This window comes from Haloarcula amylolytica JCM 13557 (assembly GCF_000336615.1).
GTDB classification, from domain to species: domain Archaea; phylum Halobacteriota; class Halobacteria; order Halobacteriales; family Haloarculaceae; genus Haloarcula; species Haloarcula amylolytica.
Genome location: NZ_AOLW01000035.1, coordinates 74,601 through 94,472 on the forward strand (window position 1 = coordinate 74,601; position 19,872 = coordinate 94,472).

Here is a 19,872-nt window from a genome sequence, read left to right on the forward strand (position 1 = left end):
TCCTCCTTGTTTACCGAGCGGTAAAAACTGTCGGGAGTGAACTGCAATCACTCTTTGGTCTTGGTTCGGTGACACTGCCGTCACCGGTATCGAATCTGCTCTCGCGGGTGGAACAAAGCCCTGCAGACGGGCAAACCCCTCGCTCTCCGTGTACTACTGGCCTCGATGGAAACTGCCGTAGCACAGCCTCATACAGTGGTATTCTGTCCTTCAAAGGTGTGAAGCGAGCGTATGGGTTGGGGCGGATTCTCACCGAAGCGAGACTCACTGCGTTCGTCTCGCAGGGTCCGAATCCGCCGGACCATTCTGCTCCTCACGCCTGTTCGTCACAAGAATGGGTTGGGGCGGATAAGTCTAGCAGTGCGCCTTGACTCTTCGATGCTGGTTTCGCGCGCGAGAGGGGTTCTCCAGGCGGCCCGTGACAACGATGACCACGGATAGAGACGAATTAGAACCGTTAGATCCGAGTACAGCTCAGGAACTATTCCTCGATCACAAGGAGACCGGTTGCTCAGAGTCGACGGTCCGGAACTATCTCTACCGGACGAACCACTTCATCGAGTGGTGCCAGGAGGAAGGGATAGACAATCTCAACGCGCTCTCAGGCCGCGACATTCAACAGTACCGGCTGTGGCGGAAGGGCGACGGCGGACTCAACAAGCTCACGCTCCGCATGCAGATGAGCTCCCTTCGCGTGTTCCTGAAGTGGGCCGGTACGATCGAAGCGGTCCCGGAGAACCTCTACACTAAAGTCATGATTCCGCGTGTGCGCCCCGAAGAACGGCAACGCGACGAGACGCTCGACTCCGACACGGCCCAAGAGATTCTCGACTACCTCACGAAGTACGAGTACGGGTCGACCGAGCACGTCATCCTCAGCCTGCTGTGGGAGACCGGGATGCGGATCGGTGGGGCGAACTCTCTCGACGTTCAGGACGTCGACTTCGAACAGGGGCGCATCCGCTTAGTCCATCGTCCCGAGGAGGACACCACGCTGAAGAACGGGAAAGCCGGGGAGCGCTTAGTGGCGATGACGCCGGCGCTCGGTGAGTTGCTCGAAGATTACATCGCCGACCGGCGTCTGGACGTGACAGACGACTACGGACGTGACCCGTTGCTGACGACGAACTACGGTCGGATGCACCGAGGGACGATACGCAAGAGGATATATCGCGTTACTGCACCGTGTTACCGCGGGGAACCCTGCCCCGACTGCGAGGGCGATGAGAAACCGAGGTGCCCCGAATCGGTGAGTCCGCACTCGGTCAGGCGAGGCAGTATCACGCACTTCCTCTCAGAAGACGTGCCCGTCGAGATAGTCAGTGACAGGATGAACGTTAGCCGCAAAGTGCTTGACCAGCACTACGACAAGCGGTCCGAGGAGGTGAAACTGGAGCAGCGCCGGGGCTACCTCGACCACATCTGACGACTACGGAAACAGACCGTCTACGAACGCATTTCAATTAGAAGGCAGCCAGAAGGGTCCGTGTTAGACCCTCAGCGCACCTTCGTCGAAGCGATCCTCGCATGGTCTGAAGAGAACGGGCGAGAGCAACTGCCGTGGCGAGAGTCAGACTGTACGGCCTTTCGGGTACCCGTCGCGTAGATACTGCTCCAGCGAACCACCGCGAAACTGGTGGTTGGAGCATACCGGCTTTTTTCCCGCCATCTCACGGCCGAAGGTTTGGGCGTGAGTGTCACTGTTCTGTGATTTTACAACTATTTCCACAATTTAATACACCACCAAGGATACGCTACCAATATGCTGGCTACCGTCTCATCTAATATTTTTTCTAATAAATATCAACCAATCTATCGGTTGGCTGGCCGTGCTAAGAAGATATGGACATATCTCACTCAGAATTCTTCCTCATCGAAAAAGGTTAAATCAGAATATACTGCCACTAATTCTGCGCCCAACTCTTCAAATCGCTGCGACTATGTGACTCCTCATGATGATATACGGGATGAATTAGGTGGTGTGAGTTGCTGGCGCGAGACCTGGAACGGAACAGACTACTGTATTTGGCACGCCGAAGAATATGGCAAACCGACCAATGAGCTAGCAGATAGAAGATTAAATCGACCTGAGAGAATAGATCAACCCCATCTTTGTGGAGTAACCTCGGGAGATGATATTAGCTTTGAAGATTGCCAGTTATGGAAGGCGAAATTCAACTCTTCAAGACTCTCAGGGGCGATTTTCACTGGTTGCTTTCTCCACAGAGCAGATTTTACGGGTACTCATATCGATGATGCTGATTTTACAGATTGTCACGCCGACCATGCTGTTTTCCAGAATATAGAAGGGCGTGGTGCACAATTTACCGACGCTTCCTTAGTTCATGCAGATCTGTCAACTGAAACTCGGGTAGCAGGCGGCCTTGGGTTTGCGGATTTTGAGAATGCCGACTTGTTTGATGCTACGTTTCGCAATACATATTTACAACAGGCTGACTTTTCTGATTCGAGACTGACTCACGTTACATTCGTTGATCGCTCTTGCGTAGGAGATTGTTGATACTGCAGAGCGGTGGCTGCGGAGTCGAAGAGGACAAGGGCACCGCGTCAGCGGTGCCCGACACGAATGATTCCGCTAGATGTGTTTGGGTCGGAATCGGTCGCAGCGGACCTGTTGGAGCAGGTCCGCTGGCGTGATGGTGTTACCTGTCCTCGCTGCCGCTCTGACCGGACGGTCAGAAACGGCAGCTACAGAGAGTTTCAACGGTATCTCTGTAAGAATTGCGACCGCACGTTCAACGACAAGACGGGCACAATTTTCGCTCACTCGAAGATTGCGCTCCGACGGTGGTTGTTCTCAATTTACGCGTTTCTCCGGTTTAACACGAATCTTCGCCAACTACAATGCGAAATCGAAGTGACATACAAAACGATGCACCGGCGCATCGAGCGCTTCGCCAGAGCGCTCGATGCGCCTTCCCTCAATCTCGTTGGTCCGGTCGAAATCGACGAAGTGTACGTCTCTGCCGGGAAGAAAGGCCGCGAGCGCGACCGGGAGTCGCGCTCGCGTGGCCTGTCCACGCGTGGGCGTGGTTCGTATAGTGGAGACAAACCACCCGTTTTCATCATCGCCGACCGCGGCACCGGACAGCGGTACGTGATCCCGGCGAAAGCCGCAGACGAATCGACGATTCGACTCCTGCTGGCCGACCGCAAAGAGGAGTCGCTCACTGTCTATACCGACGGCTTTCGAGCGTACGAACCGCTCGAAGACGACAACGCATTCGACCGCGAATATGTCGTCCACGGCGACGGCGAATACGCCGATGACGAGGTGCACGTCAACACCTGCGAGAGCCACGCGTCGCGGGTGCGACGGTGGCTCTCGCCCCACCGAGGTATCTCCAAAGACAAGCTAACACAGTATCTCAGAGCGTTTCAACTACGCCGAGAGCTGTTTCGGAAACCCGGCCGAGACGCTCTCAAACACGCTCTTCGAGCAACGTTGTGAAATCAACAATGTGCTACGGATGAGCGNCGAGAGCTGTTTCGGAAACCCGGCCGAGACGCTCTCAAACACGCTCTTCGAGCAACGTTGTGAAATCAACAATGTGCTACGGATGAGCGAACATGGATTTCAGATATATGAGAGGCACTGATACGGGGACACTCAAAAATCTCCGAATGAACTTGATCCGATAGTAAATTCGAAGGCTGTACCCAGTTCATCTGCTCCTCCGCGCTATGCCACAAAACAGTGATATGTCCCAGTCTAGTTCATCGAATGTCGGAGTAATTTTATCCTACCATTGGAGATTAGTCTGTTTTCACCGTATTATTGGGGGGAGACGGTAGGATAGATTGGTAAGTAAATGGAGTATAAATGATGTGTAGATGCTGGGTATAAGGACGCAATCTTTAATATAGTAATTACACCTTTCCGAGATATGCTCGATGTAAGTGCAGTAGAGAGACAATTTAAAGATTGTCTTAATCTAAGAGTAGGGCTATGGGGCCAGGGTCAGAGTGCGCGGTTTACACACAAGCGATTGAATTTGTCAAGACCGGGAAATTTGAATGGAGTGGCGGCTGAATGATGTCCTCAGAGGAGTGGGAAGACGTACCGACAGATCCAGACTGGGAATCGGACCTAGGCTACGAGATGGAAGAACTAACTGTTGTCAAATCTTCGACTGATTCACAGTTGATATTTTTGCCGGAGCATGAGTCACAACTCGGTGAAGAAGAGTTCATCGTTATCCACTCGGATTCGCTTCGAGATCTACGCCGATAGCTGAACAACGTTACCAGCGGAAAGAATAGTGGTTTACCCACCGATGACAGGGCCGATTAGTAGCAGCATTACAATGTGGTATCTGGGAAAGCGTGTGAGTGATGAAAGCAGTAGTTCTCGCGGCCGGGAAGGGCACACGACTTCAGCCGCTGACTGATGACCTCCCGAAAGCGTTAGTTGAGGTAGACGAAAAACCGCTTCTGACCCACTGTCTTGACGAGCTCGTTTCACTTGATGCAGACGAGTTTGTTATCGTCGTCGGATACCGAAAAGAGCAGATTATCGACTATTACGGAAACTCGTATAACGGCGTCCCGATAACATACGTCCATCAGGAGGAACCTGCTGGGCTAGCGCACGCCTTGTTACAGGCCGAACCGGAAATCGAGGACGATTTTATGTTGATGCTGGGAGATAATGTGTTTCGAGGAAACCTCGACACAGTCGTACAACGACAACGAGAACAGCGTGTCGACTGCGCATTTCTGGTAGAGGAGGTTCCGGAAGACGAAGCGTCTAGATATGGCGTTTGCGTGACGAATAAATATGGTGAAATAACCGATGTAGTTGAGAAGCCGGACGACCCTCCGTCAAACCTGGTCATGACCGGCTTTTACACGTTTTCGCCAGCAATATTCAAAGCATGTAGTCTGGTTCAGCCCTCTGACCGTAGCGAGTACGAACTTAGCGATGCCATTGATTTACTGATGGACAGCGGAAGAACGATCGACGCTGTTCGTCTCAACGGGTGGCGTGTCGACGTTGGGTATCCTGAAGACAGGAAGACTGCAGAACAGCGCCTTTCAGAAGAAGCGGCTACACTAACCTGACATCGAAGGTTCACTCAAAAGATCTGTCCACTAGGATCACGACGATGTGGCACTGAGAGTTCCTATCAGTTAGCTATATGATTTATCGTGAGTTGATGGCGGATCCCAACGTCAGTTACTTCATTGGCTTCGAAATACTGTCCATTTCATTGCCAGTTTTCTATGGCAGAGATTGTGCGCCGGCAGTTACCACACGGTGGCTGCCGCTGTAAGGAGATCCAAACCACCTTCAAATAGTACGCGCTAGTAGTAGCATAACAAAACGGGAAGACCATGTATTGATTGGCTATGTGCGCTGGATGGGTTCGACAGTTCGTGGGAGTCTTCATCATCTGGCTCTCGGCGACGTTGGGGGGGATGATATTTATCGGCCGTTGGAACCCGTTGTTGTATTACCTGCTCAGCTACGCAGGCTTTCTGTTTGCGGTCGAACTCAGTAACCCAGACGGTGTCCGCCCAAAAAATCACAAACGACTACGCTGGGTTTCCATGGGTGGGTTTGTGGTGTTCATCTATGGAGTTGTATCGTGGGTACAGGCAGTCATTGCAACCATGCCAGGGTAGGACAGGTGAATGCGTTGCCTACTAATGACAGGATGCCTATACTAATGTCTTGAAGGGGAGTTCTACTTCATAGAAGAATTAATGGTATCGGTCAGCGTTGTTATCGCGACATTGAAGCCGCGGGATGAGATTGAAGCAATACAGTGCCTCAAAGAGCACGCGTTCGACGACTTTGAGGTTATCGTGTGTGATGAGAGCCCTGTGACTAGAGCCCGAAATGAGGGGATCAAACAAGCCACAACCGACAAGATCGTATTTCTGGATGATGATTCCCGACCTCGCCCAGAATATCTTCAAAAAGCGGATGAACTCCTCGAAACAGAGGCGGCATACGCCGGTCGAACCATTCACCCAGTCAATGATGTGTTTGCTCGCCATTTCACCACCCATTACGACTGGGGGGACGATCCTTGCTACGTCAACCACTTCTGGGGCTGTAACATGGGCGTTCACAGGGACGTGTTCAAGGCGGTCGGTGGGTGGGACGAACAGATGGGGTGGGGTCACGAGGAAAAGGAACTCGCCAGGCGAGTTAGAGCCGAGTTTGATATTCGGTACGATCCCGAACTCATCGTTGACCATCCGTACGCGTCGTCTATTACTGAATACTGGAAGAAACAGTATAAGCTCGAAACAAAGAGTCCGTACTACTGGTCAAAATGTAACGTCTCGCGATCAGATCAACTCAAGAATATTTTCTGTGAGGTACTTGACCCGCTGAATTACGTCAGAATAACGCCGGTAGCTACCGTTATAGAAGCGGGCAGTACTGTTGCAAAGACAGCTGGACGTATTCGAGGATTCCTCAACCACACCCACTACGAAGAGGACAGAGGCGAAGTACCTAATATTGACCGACCCTCGGAATCCGCGGGACCGTCAGACTAACTGTCTCTGGGTCTCTTCGGTGTTCTGAATTTAGGCAAACTAGCAGCTGCTGGCCCAACTCTTTCCTCAGAGAGAGTCGTGATATATGCCGTACTAGTTACTCGCCGAACCCCTGTTCACCATACCCATCTTCGCCGTACCCACGATACAATATCTCCCGCTTCAAAAGCACTGCAACTCCGAACGAGAGTCCAGTCGCAACAAGGGATAGAATGGTCCGTCGGGTCGCCTGCTCCGACTCCACGGTTCTAGTCTCTTCATCTGAAGACATCAGTACGGTGAGATAGTCCCCCTCGCGACCGTAGCTACGCTTTGTCGGCGACGAATGTGGTCCATCGTTATCAAGAATCCAACGACGGAGACCGTTTTAGTAAACAGGCCATACCGGCAGCCATGCTGCAGCGTATCCCATCATTGATCACATATGATTTGGACAGAGACCCGGCTACTATACAAATAGGGGCATCCCGGGATTAAACGCCAACTGGTTTAGCTGGCTTCATATATTCGATCAAGAAGCGACCGTGGTCAGTTCACGAGTGAACAGATGCTTAGCTGGTGGTCTGATTGTCCTGGTTGGAATCCGCCAAGATCGCAGTAGTTAAGAGTCATATAATACACTGTGCGTGTTCTAAAACTACACGAGATGGCTGCGTACACCCTCTCTGATAGAAGGAGGCCAGAGTTTCAGATATATTGTCACGGTAGCATTGGTAGACCAGCCAGTCAGCGTGGACTGTCTGAATGAATCGGTACGAGGTTACTACTATTGAGGCTACTATCCCACCTTCCATCGATGACTTACACTGTCGCAGTCATTGGGACTGGTGCAGATCCGGACGACCCGGATACCGACGGGTTCGCAATGGCATATAGGCACGCAGGCGCGTACAGGCGGTTAGACTCGTGTGAACTTACCGCCTGTGCCGACGTCGTCCCTGAGAATGCGAGAAATTTCGGAGAACAATGGAACCTCCCTGACGGAAACGTCTACACGGACACTGAGAAGATGCTCACTGCTGTCGAGCCCGACATTGTCAGTGTCTGCGTTCCGCCCCATATCCACGCACCTGTCGTGATGACGTGTGCTGAGAGTGGGGTAATGGACGCGATCCACTGTGAAAAGCCGATGGCAACGAGATGGGAGGACTGTCAGAAAATGGCATCGGCCTGTAAGCGGGCCGGAATCCAGCTTACGTTCAACCACCAACGACGGTTCGGAAAGCCGTTCCGGACGGCCAAGTCGCTGCTTGAAAACGGAAAAATAGGCTCATTAGAGCGAATCGAACTCGGTGGAAAAAATCTATTTGATTACGGGTCGCACCTGTTTGACCTCTGTGGGTACTTCACTGACCAAGCGATGTCGAAATGGGTGATGGCTGGGATCGAATACAGCGAGGAAAACGTGCAGTTTGGGGCCCACAACGAGAATCAGGCCATCGCGCAATGGCGGTATACGAACGGTGTCAACGGGCTCGCATCGACAGGGGACGGTGGCATTGTCGACTGTCATATGCGGTTGCTGGGCTCAGACGGAATGATAGAAATAGGTGGTGAGGTTCCGCTACGGGTCCGGACCGGGAAAAACTGGACAACGGTCGACACTGGGGGAGAGGACGTACATGGTCCCAACGAGACAATATTCGACGCTGCAAAACAGAAGATCAGCGCTCGTATACCGGGAGCCACTGTAGAAAACGCGAGACCTGAAACCTATATCGACCGTGCCATAGCGGACACCGTCGACGCACTGGACGCGGGTCGTGAACCTGAACTTTCAGCTGACAATGCTCTGCAGGCAACGGAGCTTATATTCGGGTGCTGGGAGTCAGCTCGGCGGTGTGGGCGAGTCGATTTCCCACTAGAAATCGACGACAACCCGCTGGAGTCGATGGTCGAAAGCGGGCAAGTACTCACTGCTGACAATCGATAAATTCCAGTACACCCCGAACAGTTGCACACTGAGACTGAGTGGCAAGATACGCCCTGATAATGCGGCTGCGTCACAGTTACCCCGCCCATAACAAACAGATGGTATCCGAAGTATGTAGCAACGGAGAGTCTATGCAGGCACAGCAATATCGAGTACTGAGTCGGAAGAACACACTGGTGTCCGTCAATCGGCCTAGTGTTGTGGCTCGTCACACACGCAACAGGGAGTTCGAACGGCGATGCTAGATAAACTGAAACGGTTGATAAAGAGGCTGCTCCCGGCCAGTGATGACGTGATGGAGCAAACCGTAAAGAGTGGCGTGTGGGTCGGTGTGATGAACGTCACAGAACGGGGACTAGAACTGTTGTTGCTAGTCATCGTTGCCTCACTGTTGTCCCCGCGTGCAGTCGGGTTGATGGGGATCGCGCTGTTGACGCTCTCTTCACTCAAGAAGTTCTCCGAGTTGGGAATCAAGTCCGCTCTGATACAGGCCGAGGAGGACAACGTCGACGACGAGCTCAACACTGCTTGGACAATCGAGACAGCCAGAGGGACTGTAATTGCCGTTATTCTGTTCCTCGGGGCCCCGTTTATTGCGTCGTTGTTCAACGAACCTGCGGCGACCGATCTATTTCGGGTCATCGCCCTCTCACCGTTTATTGTTGGGTTACGAAACCCTGCTGTCGTCTATTTCCAGAAGAGTCTAGATTTCCACAAAGAGTTCGTGTATAGGGTCAGCGGCGCGGTGGCATACTTCGTCGTCACCGTAGGCATAGCTCTGTATGACCCAACTGTCTATGCACTGGCAATCGGATTTATCGCCGGGGACGCCGCCCGGTTTCTCGTCTCGTATCTGGCAGACGGGTACCGTCCGTGGCCTTCGTTCGATATCGATGTCGCGAAGAAGCGCTACAGTTTCGGAAAGTGGGTTACGGCCAATTCAATCCTGTATTTCCTGTACAGTAGAGGAGACGACGCGTTTGTCGGCTGGGCGCTCATGGCAAGTGCACTGGGATTTTACCAGCTCGCCTACCGGCTCTCGAACGCGCCGGCGACCGAAATCACACAGACAATCTCCAGTGTGACGTTCTCGGCGTATTCGAAAGTGCAGAACGACGTCGAGAAGCTGCGGTCCGGATACTTCCAGACGCTCAGAATGACCACATTGGCTTCGTTCCCAGCGGCAATGGGTATCGCGGCAGTCGCACCCGCGTTTGTCGAGGCGTTTTTTACCCCCGAATGGCAGCCGATGATACCAGTGATGCAGTTGTTGGCTATCTACGGACTGTTGCGTTCGATGGGTGCGACGATGGGACCGGTCTGGAAAGCAGTCGGGCGACCGGACTATATCGCTAAACTCTCTGCTGTACGTGTGGCCCTCATTGCTGTATTCATCTATCCGGTCACGATGATGTATGGAATCGAAGGTACTGCAGCTCTCATTACGGGTATCTACATTTTCCCGATGATGCCGATCGACATCTATCTTATCGCCCGGACCGTGGAAGCGTCTCCGGTTCGAGTCCTCAAGGAGGTATCGTATCCACTGGTGGCGAGTCTTGGGATGGCAGTCGCAGTGGCCTACGTCTATCAGACGGTGACCCTCAATGCGCCGGTATTGGAGTTTATCCTGTTGGTCCTCGTTGGTATTGGAGTCTATGTGGCCCTGGCCCTGGCTCTCATGTTTAGTTTCAATTGGGAAGTCAAGCAGAACCTCGAATCAATATTCGATGCGTTGGCGTGATCGAAATGAGACAGACAATCCAAATCAATCGACCCGGCGAAAAGAGGAGCACAGCGCGATGAAGCGACGAACAGTGCTTGCTGGCGTCGTCCCGTTCTTACAGGTCGGGCGGTGGTTAGATCAGCTGCTGCTCGTGAATCAAGGTGAGATAGTTCAAAAGCGGTTCATCGGCATCGCCGAGGGGGAGACGACTGAGATCACCGTCACTGACGATGACGGGACAACTGTTTCATCCGAACACGAGGGACAGCTTGGGCAGTCACCAGCAGAGATATCACCTGAGGTTGCAACCTCCCTGCGGGAAAGGTACGACTCGATACGGTTCCACGTCACAGTAAACCACCACAACGACAGTCCCAAAGCGTTCAGTCGGACCGGAACGATAGAATACCGGACATCCAGAACGCTCTACAGCGGGATTGGAGTGGGCGACCACATTTCGTTTCAGACATCTCTCCTGAACGCTGACACCATCATTTCGCTGTCGTGCCTGGCAAACGAGAAGGAGTCCCTACAACGTCGGTGTCGAGTCGGAGTCGAGGACCCGACCGCGGAATGAGATAGACCGCTCCAAAGTAGAGCCTCATTCAGAAATATCGCGTGGAGCGTGGGACGCATTTTCCCAGAGAATATCGCCTTTGAATACACTCTGCGTTAGGTCCAGCAACAAGGTTGTTTTCGAGAGAATTCATCGCAATCGAAAATGCCAGTACCGAAGTATTGCACGAGGTGATTCACAAATGTCAATCCGCATCTTATGAGCAGCCCAATAGTACGGCTGCTGAACCGAATATACTCCGAGAGGCTGTAATGGTTCACAGCTACAGACGTGAGTGACAGCCATCTTGTACTCATTGCTGAGAATAGCATGTAAATCGGACAGGACTGATAGAGACCACAAAATTACTCGCAAACGGCTTGAACATCTTGCCACCACAAGAGAATTTGAGCGACGAGGTCGTGGTCTCTGAAACAGGACTCGGTGACCTAGGCCGATTGACTTTCAGATCGAGCGGATCTGCTGGTCACGAAGTAGAGTGATATCAGATGGTAGTACCTTCCTAACATTACAAAGATACCGTAATGCTACCATACTAAACGAGTATTAGTTTCCCAACTGCCATTTTCGATTATAATATTTGTTCCAAATGTGGTATGCAAGAAAGTATCGCATGGTCAGCAAGTTATGCAAACAAGATTCAACCGGTAACAACGAATAAAATAGTAAATAGGGATTACCGGAGTGTGACCAACGAAGAACAGAATCGCTCGCACGACAGTGGTGAGGTGTCGCGAGATAAAAGTAGTACGACGGGAACAACCGTCATAGACCGCCGCACGTGCATGAAATTAGCAGGTGTTGCCGCTGCGTCTTTGGCAGGATGCGCCGGTAAAGGTGATCCTACCGCAGGAGGATCGGCAGCAAAATTCGGATACGGTGGTGAGCCTGCAGTTACGACACAACTCAGCGCAGTCGATGTTTCGAAGGTGGCCGAAGACACCAGTATGGCAAGTTCGGTCAGCAGCCTCAGCATCGATTCTCCGCTCTCAACAACACTGTCTCCAAGCTCCTCTGATCTCTTTGCGTTCAGGCCCGACAGCGAAAATGTAGCGGTTAAATTCACACCGGGTACAGACACAGGTGCTGCTGCGGTCGGACTGTTCAATCCGGATGGTGAATTACTCTCCCAGGCGTACGCGAGTTCAGATGTCCCGGTGTATCTGCCGGAATCACTCTCAGCCGGTAGTACACACTACCTGCAAGTCATGGACGTCAGTCGAAGCGGTGGCGATTACTCACTCACCATTTCGACGGATAGTACGACGCAGTCTCAGTCACCGTACAAAGGGACAGTCAGGGCAATTCCCGGACGTATTCAGGCCCAGAACTTCGACATCGGTGGCGAAGGCGAGGCGTACCACGACACGTCTAGCGGAAATATCTACGGTTCCGCTAACCGAGATACTGACGTTGATATCCGACCAACAGAGGACGAGTCAGGAAAGTACAATATCGGCTACTTTCAGGCCGGAGAGTGGCTCGAATACACAACTGATGTCTCGCCGGGGACGTACGATATTAGAGTCCGAGTGGCGTCAGCACTCTCTGATGGGCGACTCGAACTGTCTCTTGGAGATCGTACCCTCACGACGGTCGCTGTCCCTAATACGGGCGACTGGACCTCGTGGGAGACAGTCACAGTAGAAGACATCGAAATCGAGTCCGAGCAGCAATCGACGCTTCGCGTCGAAGCACTGGATTCCGGTGTAGAATTCAATTGGCTTGAATTCGATAGAGTCGATGCGCAGAAACCGTACAATGGGACTCTAGCAACGATTCCCGGGCGCATCGAGGCACAAAACTACGACACGGGTGGCGAAGGAGTATCGTACTCCGATACGACCGCTGGGAACGAATACGACACCAGTTACCGTGACACCGATGTCGACATCCGGCAGACCCAAGACGACTCTGGGGAGTACAACATCGGTTACTTCGAAGACGGCGAATGGCTCGAATACTCGGCTGATGTTTCGCCAGGCCAGTATGATCTAAAAGTCCGTGTCGCCACGACACAGGACGACAGACAGCTCCGGTTCCACTTGGGCGACCGAGAACTTGGAACGGTGGACGTGCCGAACACCGGCGGCTGGACGACCTGGGAGACGGCAATAGCTGAGGACGTGACCATCGATGCCGATGGACAGCAAGTGCTCCGGGTCGAAGCTATCGGGTCCGGCATCGATTTCAACTGGGCCGAGTTCGAGGTCGCCGGGAATCAGCCGTTCGACGGCGTCCCGACGCTTCCTAGCAGGGTACAGTCACAAGCATTCGACCTGGGCGGCGAGGGCGTGTCGTATCACGACACTACTGCCGGCAGTGAGTACGATCTCGGTTATCGGGACTCCGACGTCGATATCCGGGAAACGCAGGACAATTCCGGGAAGTACAACGTTGGGTATTTCGAGGACGGCGAATGGCTCGAATACACCGCGGAGGTGCCGGCCGGAACATACGACATCGACGTTCGCGTCGCGACGACACGAGACAACAGGCAACTGCAGTTCAGCCTCGACGGCGAGCAACTCGGGACAGTGGATGTACCGAACACCGGCGGCTGGACGACTTGGGAAACGGCAACGCTTCCTGACGTAACGGTCCAGGATGGTGGCGAGCACGTCATCCAGGTGAAAGCAGTTGGCTCCGGCATTGATTTCAACTGGTTCGAATTCCGCGAAGCGGCCGAGACGGAAACATCGACTGAAACTGAGACGGCGACACAGACACCGACCGAAACGGAGACGCCGACAGAAACCGAGACCATGACGGAGTCAGACACTGACGACTTCGGCAGCGACGGCTACGGAATGGGTGGGTACGGGGGTACCCAGTAATACAACAGAACAATGGCAGAACGATACAACACACCCGCGGAGGGCACGCTCGATTGGCACGTACCACTTAACGAAAACTTCGAAAAGCTCGACAGCCACGTCGAACTCCGGGACGCTGAGTCCAACATCAGCCAGTACGAACCGAAGACGGGGTCGAAGTTCCTCGCGACCGATACCGGCACGGTATACATTGGCGATGGCAGCAACTGGAACCGCGTCGGGAGCCTCAGTGCGTCCGACGACTCAGTTTCCGAGGCCGACGACGGTTCGCTCATCGCACCGCCGGGCGAAGTACAGTCCGTGATCGATCAAGCGTCCAAGTCACACACATGGGCACAGGGACCGAGCCGAACTGTAAAGCTCGTCTCCGGGGAGAACTACTTCCCGTCGGATACTATCAAACTGAAACGTAACATCCGACTCGAATGTAACGGCGCTCGGATCATGCCGGAAGGTGACTTCAACGTCATCGAGATGTACCGCGGGACGCAACTCATCGACCCGTTCATTGACACCCGATCGGTCAATTGGAATTCGACGCAGGTCGTCGTCGGCGCACCGGACGCAGACAAAATCGAACTGGCGAACCGCGCAACCGTCGAAAATGCCTATCTCTGGGGGACTCCCGGAGAGGGCATCGGACTCCAGTTCTTGGGCGGCTCGAAACCCTGCTCGATGCAGGTCGCCAGCGGAACAATACACGGATTCGATATCGCGATCGACCTCTATGCCAGCGGTGACGATTACAGCGGACAGGGCGACTGGTCGAACGGGAACCAGTTCTACGGCTCACTGGAAGCCTTCCGTGTTGGCGTCAACCAGCGCTCTGAGGGCGCCGAAGTTTCCGGTAACGTCTTCAAGTTGATGGTCCAGCCTGACAACGACGTGAGCGAATGGCTCTGGTACATGGAGGACGACCCCCGATCCGAAAGCGACCGAGACGACAATATGTACCGGAAGTCTGGGAACACCATGATGGTGTATCCGTGGGACAACAACAATTATATCGACAACAATCCCTTCGCTGAGAGTAGCGACCGTAAGCCGCCGGTGTGGTATATCGGCGAGGGAATAAACTACGGTAATTCACTCGTTGACCAGTCCGGAAAGCTCGGGAACCAGTATATCGTTAACAATTCGGATTACCCAGATCGGAACGGGATTTTCACCTATCATGGTGGCGAAGTCACCGGCACCAGGCAGTTCTCACACCCGCCTGCGTACCAGCGGAATAGCGAAAGTCGTATGTGGCACGAAGACTCAAAGAACTAAGGTCTGAGCGGCCCTTAGGCGATAATAGCGTGGGAGTAACTATCTACTCCGCATTGCGCGACTGCGGGTGCCAATGTCGGCTATCGTTTCGCTGATATGCCGGGTTTGTCTCAAACTCTGTTGTACCAACGACGAAGCCACCGTGTGCAGTGAAGATACCGTTTCGGTCGGGCGTATCTGAATCGTTGAGTACGTACTGGTTTCCTCGTACCCCGCTCAGATCCATGAGTGAATTTCCGTACCGACGACCACGTCCGATAAACCAGAATGGCGCATCTCGATCACTCTCTGAATAATATGAGTTGTTCTGCTTGAATGACGATACGTCCCACGGATAAGCCATTACAGTATTGCCTTTCATCACGAATTTGTTATCACCGCGAGACTCTCGGGGGTCGTCCTTCATTTTCCAGAGCCATTCACTTACTTCTGGGTCAGGCTGAGTCTGTACGCGGACGGTATTCCCGCTCACCTCCGCACCGTCCGACCGCATACTAATCCCGATCCGGAAGTCCTGTATCCGCCCCCAGAACTGATTCCCGTTCGACCAGTCGCCTTGCGGATCGCGGTTCTCCCCAGCAGCGTAGAAATCTACTGCTCGATCAAACCCGTCGAGGGTCCCATTAGCGACCTGCATCGAGCAGGGTTTCGATCCACCACGAAACTGAATGCCGATACCCTTGCCTGTGTCTCCAAGGAGATACGCGTCCTTTACCCAGGCGCGGTTGGCCGTATCTAACTTCTGTGCGTCTTCGGGACCAATAACAATCTGTGTCGAACTCCAGTTTTTGCCGCGAGTATCGACAAACGGGTCAATCAGAACGGTATCACGGACGAGTTCGAAAACATCAAAATCGCCAGTCGGGACGACTCTAGCCCCATTACACTCCAGTCTAACACCTCTCTTGAGCCGGACCGTCTCGGATACTTCGTACGTCTCTCCGGAGACCATCTTGACTGTCTGTGCAGGAGCCTGTCCGAACTCAGATCCAGTAGATGCGGTATCGATAACGTCTTGTAGTTGTCCTGGTTGGGCGATGAACGTTCCGTCACTCATTACCGTGGCTCTCTCACTGGTCTCACCAAGCGAAACGGAACGTGCGCGGCCTGCCGTGCTTCCGAACTCCAGCCACTCTTCTCCGCTTCCCATAAATATGCGTCGCGAATCTGTCGCGAGGAACTTGGCCCCCTCTTTTGGTTGATACTGATCCAGATTTTCGGCAGCATCCTTGATCTCGACCTCAGTATCGATACGAGAGAAATTCTCGTTCAACGGGATATGCCAATCCTGTGTTCCGCGATCCGGACGCTGGTAGCTATGATTCGGCGTCTCTTCAGCCATATCTGTCAATTTACACAAACCAAGTAAAATATACTGTTGTTACTCTCCCGGTAAGCTTGCGGGGGACCGTTACCCGGTCAGCGGCTGTACGTAGGGGGTCTCTTCGGGCTCTGTCTCGATTTCCTGATACAATCGCTCGAACCCGTCCACCATCGATTCGATCGTAAACTCGCTTGCCGCCCGCTGTCCTGCGGCGGTTCCAAGCGTTTCAGCGAGTGGCTGGTGCTGATGTAGACGGATGGTGGCCCACGCAATTTCGTCGGGTGCCTGCACGTCGACGAACAACCCCGTCCGGTAATTCTCCAACAGATCGCTAGTACCATCCACAGGTGTCGCGACGATCGGAAGCTCCGCGGCCATCGCTTCGATCACTGCACCAGGGAGCCCCTCGTAATGAGATGGGAAGGCGAAGACATCCATCGCACCGAGAAGCGCTGGGACATCCTGTCGCGTTCCGAGGAAATGAACCGAATCAGCACATCCGAGTGAGTCGACCCGTTCCGCCATCCTCTCCCGATCGCGACCGTCACCGACGAAAACAAGATGTGCATCGGGTATCTCGGAGACGATAGACGGCCACGCATCAAGCAGATCGAAATGGCCTTTCCGCTCGACGAGACGACCGACGGTTCCGACTACAGTGGCCCCCATCGGGATGTCTAGCTCTGATCGCAGCTCCGCCGAGTCTGTCGTTCGGTACTGTTCGATGTTCCGGCCATTGTAGACCACTGCCACGTTTTCTTCCTCTGCACCGCGTTCAACAGCGTAGTCCCGTCCCGCTGTGGAGTTCGAAACGATCACATCTGAAAGTGAGATCGTCATCCGATCGATAACGCTGCGTACGAACGGTTCCTCGTTAGGTACTTCACGAATGCCGGTAATAATGGATGCAGAACAGAACACGCCGGCGAGCCTGGCAATTACGTTGTCGTAAAAGAGGAATGACTGTATGAGATCGGGTTGTTCACGACGGGCGGCGAGACAGAACTTGAGCGGGGCGAACAGATAGACGAGCGGGCTTTCGACGCCCTCTATCGCCCCGTTCGCAACACGACCAGCGTCCGTAAGCGACCGAACGGTGACCTCCGGTGAGAGTTCTGTTTCGAGCGGGTTCGTAGAGAATATTGTCCAGATGGTGACGTCGTACTCCTCTCCGTTGACTTCGTTCGCCAGGTCGATGAGTGTGCGCTCGGCACCACCGACGACAAGTGCACCGATAAAGTACCAGAGAGTCTTACGCTCCGCTGTCATTCTTGAATCACTCCATAGGGCTGTCTGCTATTTGTAAGATGAGGTGTGGACTCCGTGTTCACGGGAACGGTCATGCTCAAAGGTAACCCATGTTTTCGAGCTGTTCTGTCGTCTCCTCGTCGATGTCGCGTACTGTCTCCTCACTCTCCCCGGAGAGGATATCCGCGATCTCCGCCCGCGCTTCGTCCTCAGTAAACTTCGGGGCCCCATACGCCTGATGTCCCGGCAGGAACCGACAGTATGAATCTCGAAGCTTCCTGTTGTGGAAGACCTGTCGACCGAAGGGTTTCTGCAGTAGCAACGCCAGAAAGACAATCGATGATGTCGTTTTGTGTCCGTCCACGAACGTGTGGCCACCGTGTTCGTCCCAGAGGCTCCTGATTGTCCGCTCAAACCCGCCAGTGAGACTGACGAACGTCTCGGCGGGCCCCGGTAACGAGCCGTATCGAATGTGGTTCAGGTGCGTATAGCCCGTCGTCCGACCCTCTCCCTCTGTGTTCCCATCCACCCTACCGAAATCAGGTCGCGAGGACATCGCACTGGTGACCGTCGGTAAGATGTCCACATGGTGTAAGAGCCCGTTCTCGCCAGAGGAGTCCAGCTCCGGATGAATGAACGACGTCGGAACGTATACGACCTCAGGCGTCGCGAGGTGTGTGTGTCCGAAGTACCCGTACTCTCCGAGGACCTCACCGTGGTCACTGGTATAGATAACGAGGGTATCTTCACGAAGGCCTCTGCGTTCAAGCGTCTGGAGGACGCGCTTGAACTCTTCGAACGACCGGTCTACACCATTGTAGTAGTCTTTTCTCGCCGTTTCCGGGTCCGACGATACGCGCCAGAGATATTCGAGAGCGGTCTCGTTGCGGTATTCGTAGTCGTCCCAGTCGAATCCGTCGTACGGCGCGTGGCCACCGGGCCGGCGCGCAACGTGGACGAATGGTGGCTCGACATCGTCAATCGATTTCCGTGGGGGATTAGCAAACATCTCCGCAATACTGTGATTCATGCCGCCCTGAGCAGCTATCGAAACCTCGTGACTCTCAATATCGAATACTGAGCGGACGTTTGCAGGCACAGAATGCTTGAAGCTGTGGATGTTGCTGTTCGGTGGTAACAGCCCGGTCAACAAACTCCCGAACGACGTGGGCGTGTGTGTTGATGCTGCAATCGTCTTATGGGTCTGCCCGAGTTCCGCGAGATCATCGTTAATTGCGTTATATCTGACAGCGTCGTCAACGTATATGAGGACGTTCTCTACGTCGATCTCCATGCTATCAGAGGGTGGCTACTACAACAATATAGTAAAGACACACCTACGAGGTATGAAACAGCACATAAAAAAAACAGTACCCGGTGACTGGACGGGATATCTACCGAAAACATCTCATTTCGTAATTGTTTCAGTTTTAATCGAGTTGAGGGCCTTCATGGCGTTTTTCGCCGGCTTGTAGCTAAATCTGCCCCCAAGCGCAGCGAGTGCAAACAGCCACCTGTCGGTTCGAAACGGCCAATAATACACTGATTTAAGCAGTTGCGTTCTCGCATCAGAGTATGCTCTGGAACGTAACGCTTCTTGTCCAAGAATGAACAGCAGTGACGCGAGGAAGGCCCGTTCGTACCGGCGTCCGTACCCTGCAGCGAGTTCTCGGTGTTTCTCTACCATTAACGGGTAGGAGATATCCCGCTTCTCAGCGTAGTTATTGCTGATTCGGTCCGCTTTCTCAGGACAGTTCCGATATGTCAGTACTTCGGGGATCACGCGAAACTCACTATGTAGCGAGAGTCGTATCAGCCACTCTCTATCTTGCCAGCTGGGAAACCGGTCGTCAGGCAGCCCGGCCTGTGGGATGATATCAGCCGAAACCATCAGTGTCGAGAATTCACCGAACGACTCCCCCAGGAGGAGGTCTTTGGTAACATTCCCTTCCGCCGTGAAGATAACGTCCCGTGTGTAGTCCCCGTAATCGTACTCACAGCCGGTGTAGACTACGCCGACGCTGTCAGCGCTCTCTGCCATCTCAGTAACCTGTCGAGCAATCTTTTCGGAGTCCCAGGCGTCGTCGTCATCTAATAACGCGATGTACTCGCCTTCTGCCCGCTCAATGCCTGTGTTCCTTGCCTGGTTCGCTCCTCTGTTCTCTTGGTGACGGACACAGTTGACTTCAATACCCCGTAGCGGCTCTCCGGCTAGTGTATCGGCTGCCGGCTGCGGGGAGTGATCGTCGATGACGATGAGTTCGATGTTTGGGTACGTTTGCTCTGCGACACTCCGTGCTGCACTCCGAAGTCTGTCCGGTCGTTTGTATGTCGGGAGGACAACGCTGACGAGCGGATTTGGCATATGGCTGGTGGTGGTTTGCGGCATCTAAAGTTAGTGTCTGGCTATGCGTGGCT

Annotated in this window: 14 protein-coding genes; 10 read left to right on the top strand and 4 right to left on the bottom strand. The window is 53.6% G+C overall.

Translation table 11 applies throughout. The annotated features are described in order from the left end of the window. The first annotated feature begins 427 nt into the window (after nucleotides 1-427). The 10 genes from C442_RS14355 to C442_RS14400 all read left to right on the top strand — a co-directional run bounded on the left by C442_RS14355 (nucleotide 428) and on the right by C442_RS14400 (nucleotide 14,882). Nucleotides 428-1,426, top strand: coding sequence for a tyrosine-type recombinase/integrase (locus C442_RS14355; RefSeq protein ID WP_008311643.1), 999 nt, complete (start codon nucleotides 428-430; stop codon nucleotides 1,424-1,426). 336 nt (nucleotides 1,427-1,762) lie between these two features. Beyond that, on the top strand, nucleotides 1,763-2,521 hold the full coding sequence (locus tag C442_RS21015; RefSeq protein ID WP_080504319.1) for a pentapeptide repeat-containing protein: 759 nt from the start codon (nucleotides 1,763-1,765) through the stop codon (nucleotides 2,519-2,521). Nucleotides 2,522-2,587: 66 nt separating this feature from the next. Beyond that, nucleotides 2,588-3,472, top strand: a complete 885-nt coding sequence (locus C442_RS14360; protein WP_008311645.1) for an IS1595 family transposase — start codon at nucleotides 2,588-2,590, stop codon at nucleotides 3,470-3,472. A gap of 884 nt (nucleotides 3,473-4,356) precedes the next feature. Next, nucleotides 4,357-5,085, top strand: a complete 729-nt coding sequence (gene aglF / locus C442_RS14365) for a UTP--glucose-1-phosphate uridylyltransferase AglF (RefSeq protein WP_008311647.1) — start codon at nucleotides 4,357-4,359, stop codon at nucleotides 5,083-5,085. 645 nt (nucleotides 5,086-5,730) lie between these two features. Next, entirely contained in the window at nucleotides 5,731-6,537 is an 807-nt protein-coding gene (locus tag C442_RS21025; RefSeq protein WP_008311651.1) for a glycosyltransferase family 2 protein, read from the top strand. A 796-nt stretch (nucleotides 6,538-7,333) separates the two neighbouring features. After that, a complete protein-coding gene (locus tag C442_RS14380; protein WP_008311656.1) occupies nucleotides 7,334-8,470 on the top strand; it encodes a Gfo/Idh/MocA family protein in 1,137 nt (378 codons plus the stop codon). A 238-nt stretch (nucleotides 8,471-8,708) separates the two neighbouring features. Beyond that, entirely contained in the window at nucleotides 8,709-10,214 is a 1,506-nt protein-coding gene (locus C442_RS14385) for a lipopolysaccharide biosynthesis protein (RefSeq protein ID WP_008311658.1), read from the top strand. Between the two features lie 58 nt (nucleotides 10,215-10,272). Beyond that, complete coding sequence (locus C442_RS14390) at nucleotides 10,273-10,773, top strand: hypothetical protein (protein ID WP_008311660.1); 501 nt, start codon at nucleotides 10,273-10,275, stop codon at nucleotides 10,771-10,773. 1,208 nt (nucleotides 10,774-11,981) lie between these two features. After that, nucleotides 11,982-13,610: a carbohydrate-binding domain-containing protein gene (locus C442_RS14395; RefSeq protein ID WP_008311662.1), complete on the top strand. Its 1,629-nt coding sequence runs from the start codon at nucleotides 11,982-11,984 to the stop codon at nucleotides 13,608-13,610. Between the two features lie 12 nt (nucleotides 13,611-13,622). After that, nucleotides 13,623-14,882 carry a hypothetical protein gene (locus C442_RS14400; protein WP_008311664.1) on the top strand — a complete coding sequence of 420 codons (1,260 nt, stop codon included), beginning with the start codon at nucleotides 13,623-13,625 and terminating at the stop codon, nucleotides 14,880-14,882. A 43-nt stretch (nucleotides 14,883-14,925) separates the two neighbouring features. Here the strand turns inward: C442_RS14400 and C442_RS14405 are convergent, their stop codons facing one another. The 4 genes from C442_RS14405 to C442_RS14420 form a co-directional block, all read right to left on the bottom strand. Continuing rightward, nucleotides 14,926-16,224, bottom strand: coding sequence for a hypothetical protein (locus C442_RS14405; RefSeq protein ID WP_008311666.1), 1,299 nt, complete (start codon nucleotides 16,222-16,224; stop codon nucleotides 14,926-14,928). 69 nt (nucleotides 16,225-16,293) lie between these two features. Continuing rightward, on the bottom strand, nucleotides 16,294-17,475 hold the full coding sequence (locus C442_RS14410) for a glycosyltransferase (RefSeq protein ID WP_008311667.1): 1,182 nt from the start codon (nucleotides 17,473-17,475) through the stop codon (nucleotides 16,294-16,296). A gap of 76 nt (nucleotides 17,476-17,551) precedes the next feature. Next, entirely contained in the window at nucleotides 17,552-18,748 is a 1,197-nt protein-coding gene (locus C442_RS14415; RefSeq protein ID WP_008311669.1) for a sulfatase-like hydrolase/transferase, read from the bottom strand. Between the two features lie 114 nt (nucleotides 18,749-18,862). Next, entirely contained in the window at nucleotides 18,863-19,819 is a 957-nt protein-coding gene (locus tag C442_RS14420; RefSeq protein WP_049943007.1) for a glycosyltransferase family 2 protein, read from the bottom strand. Nucleotides 19,820-19,872 lie beyond the last annotated feature (53 nt).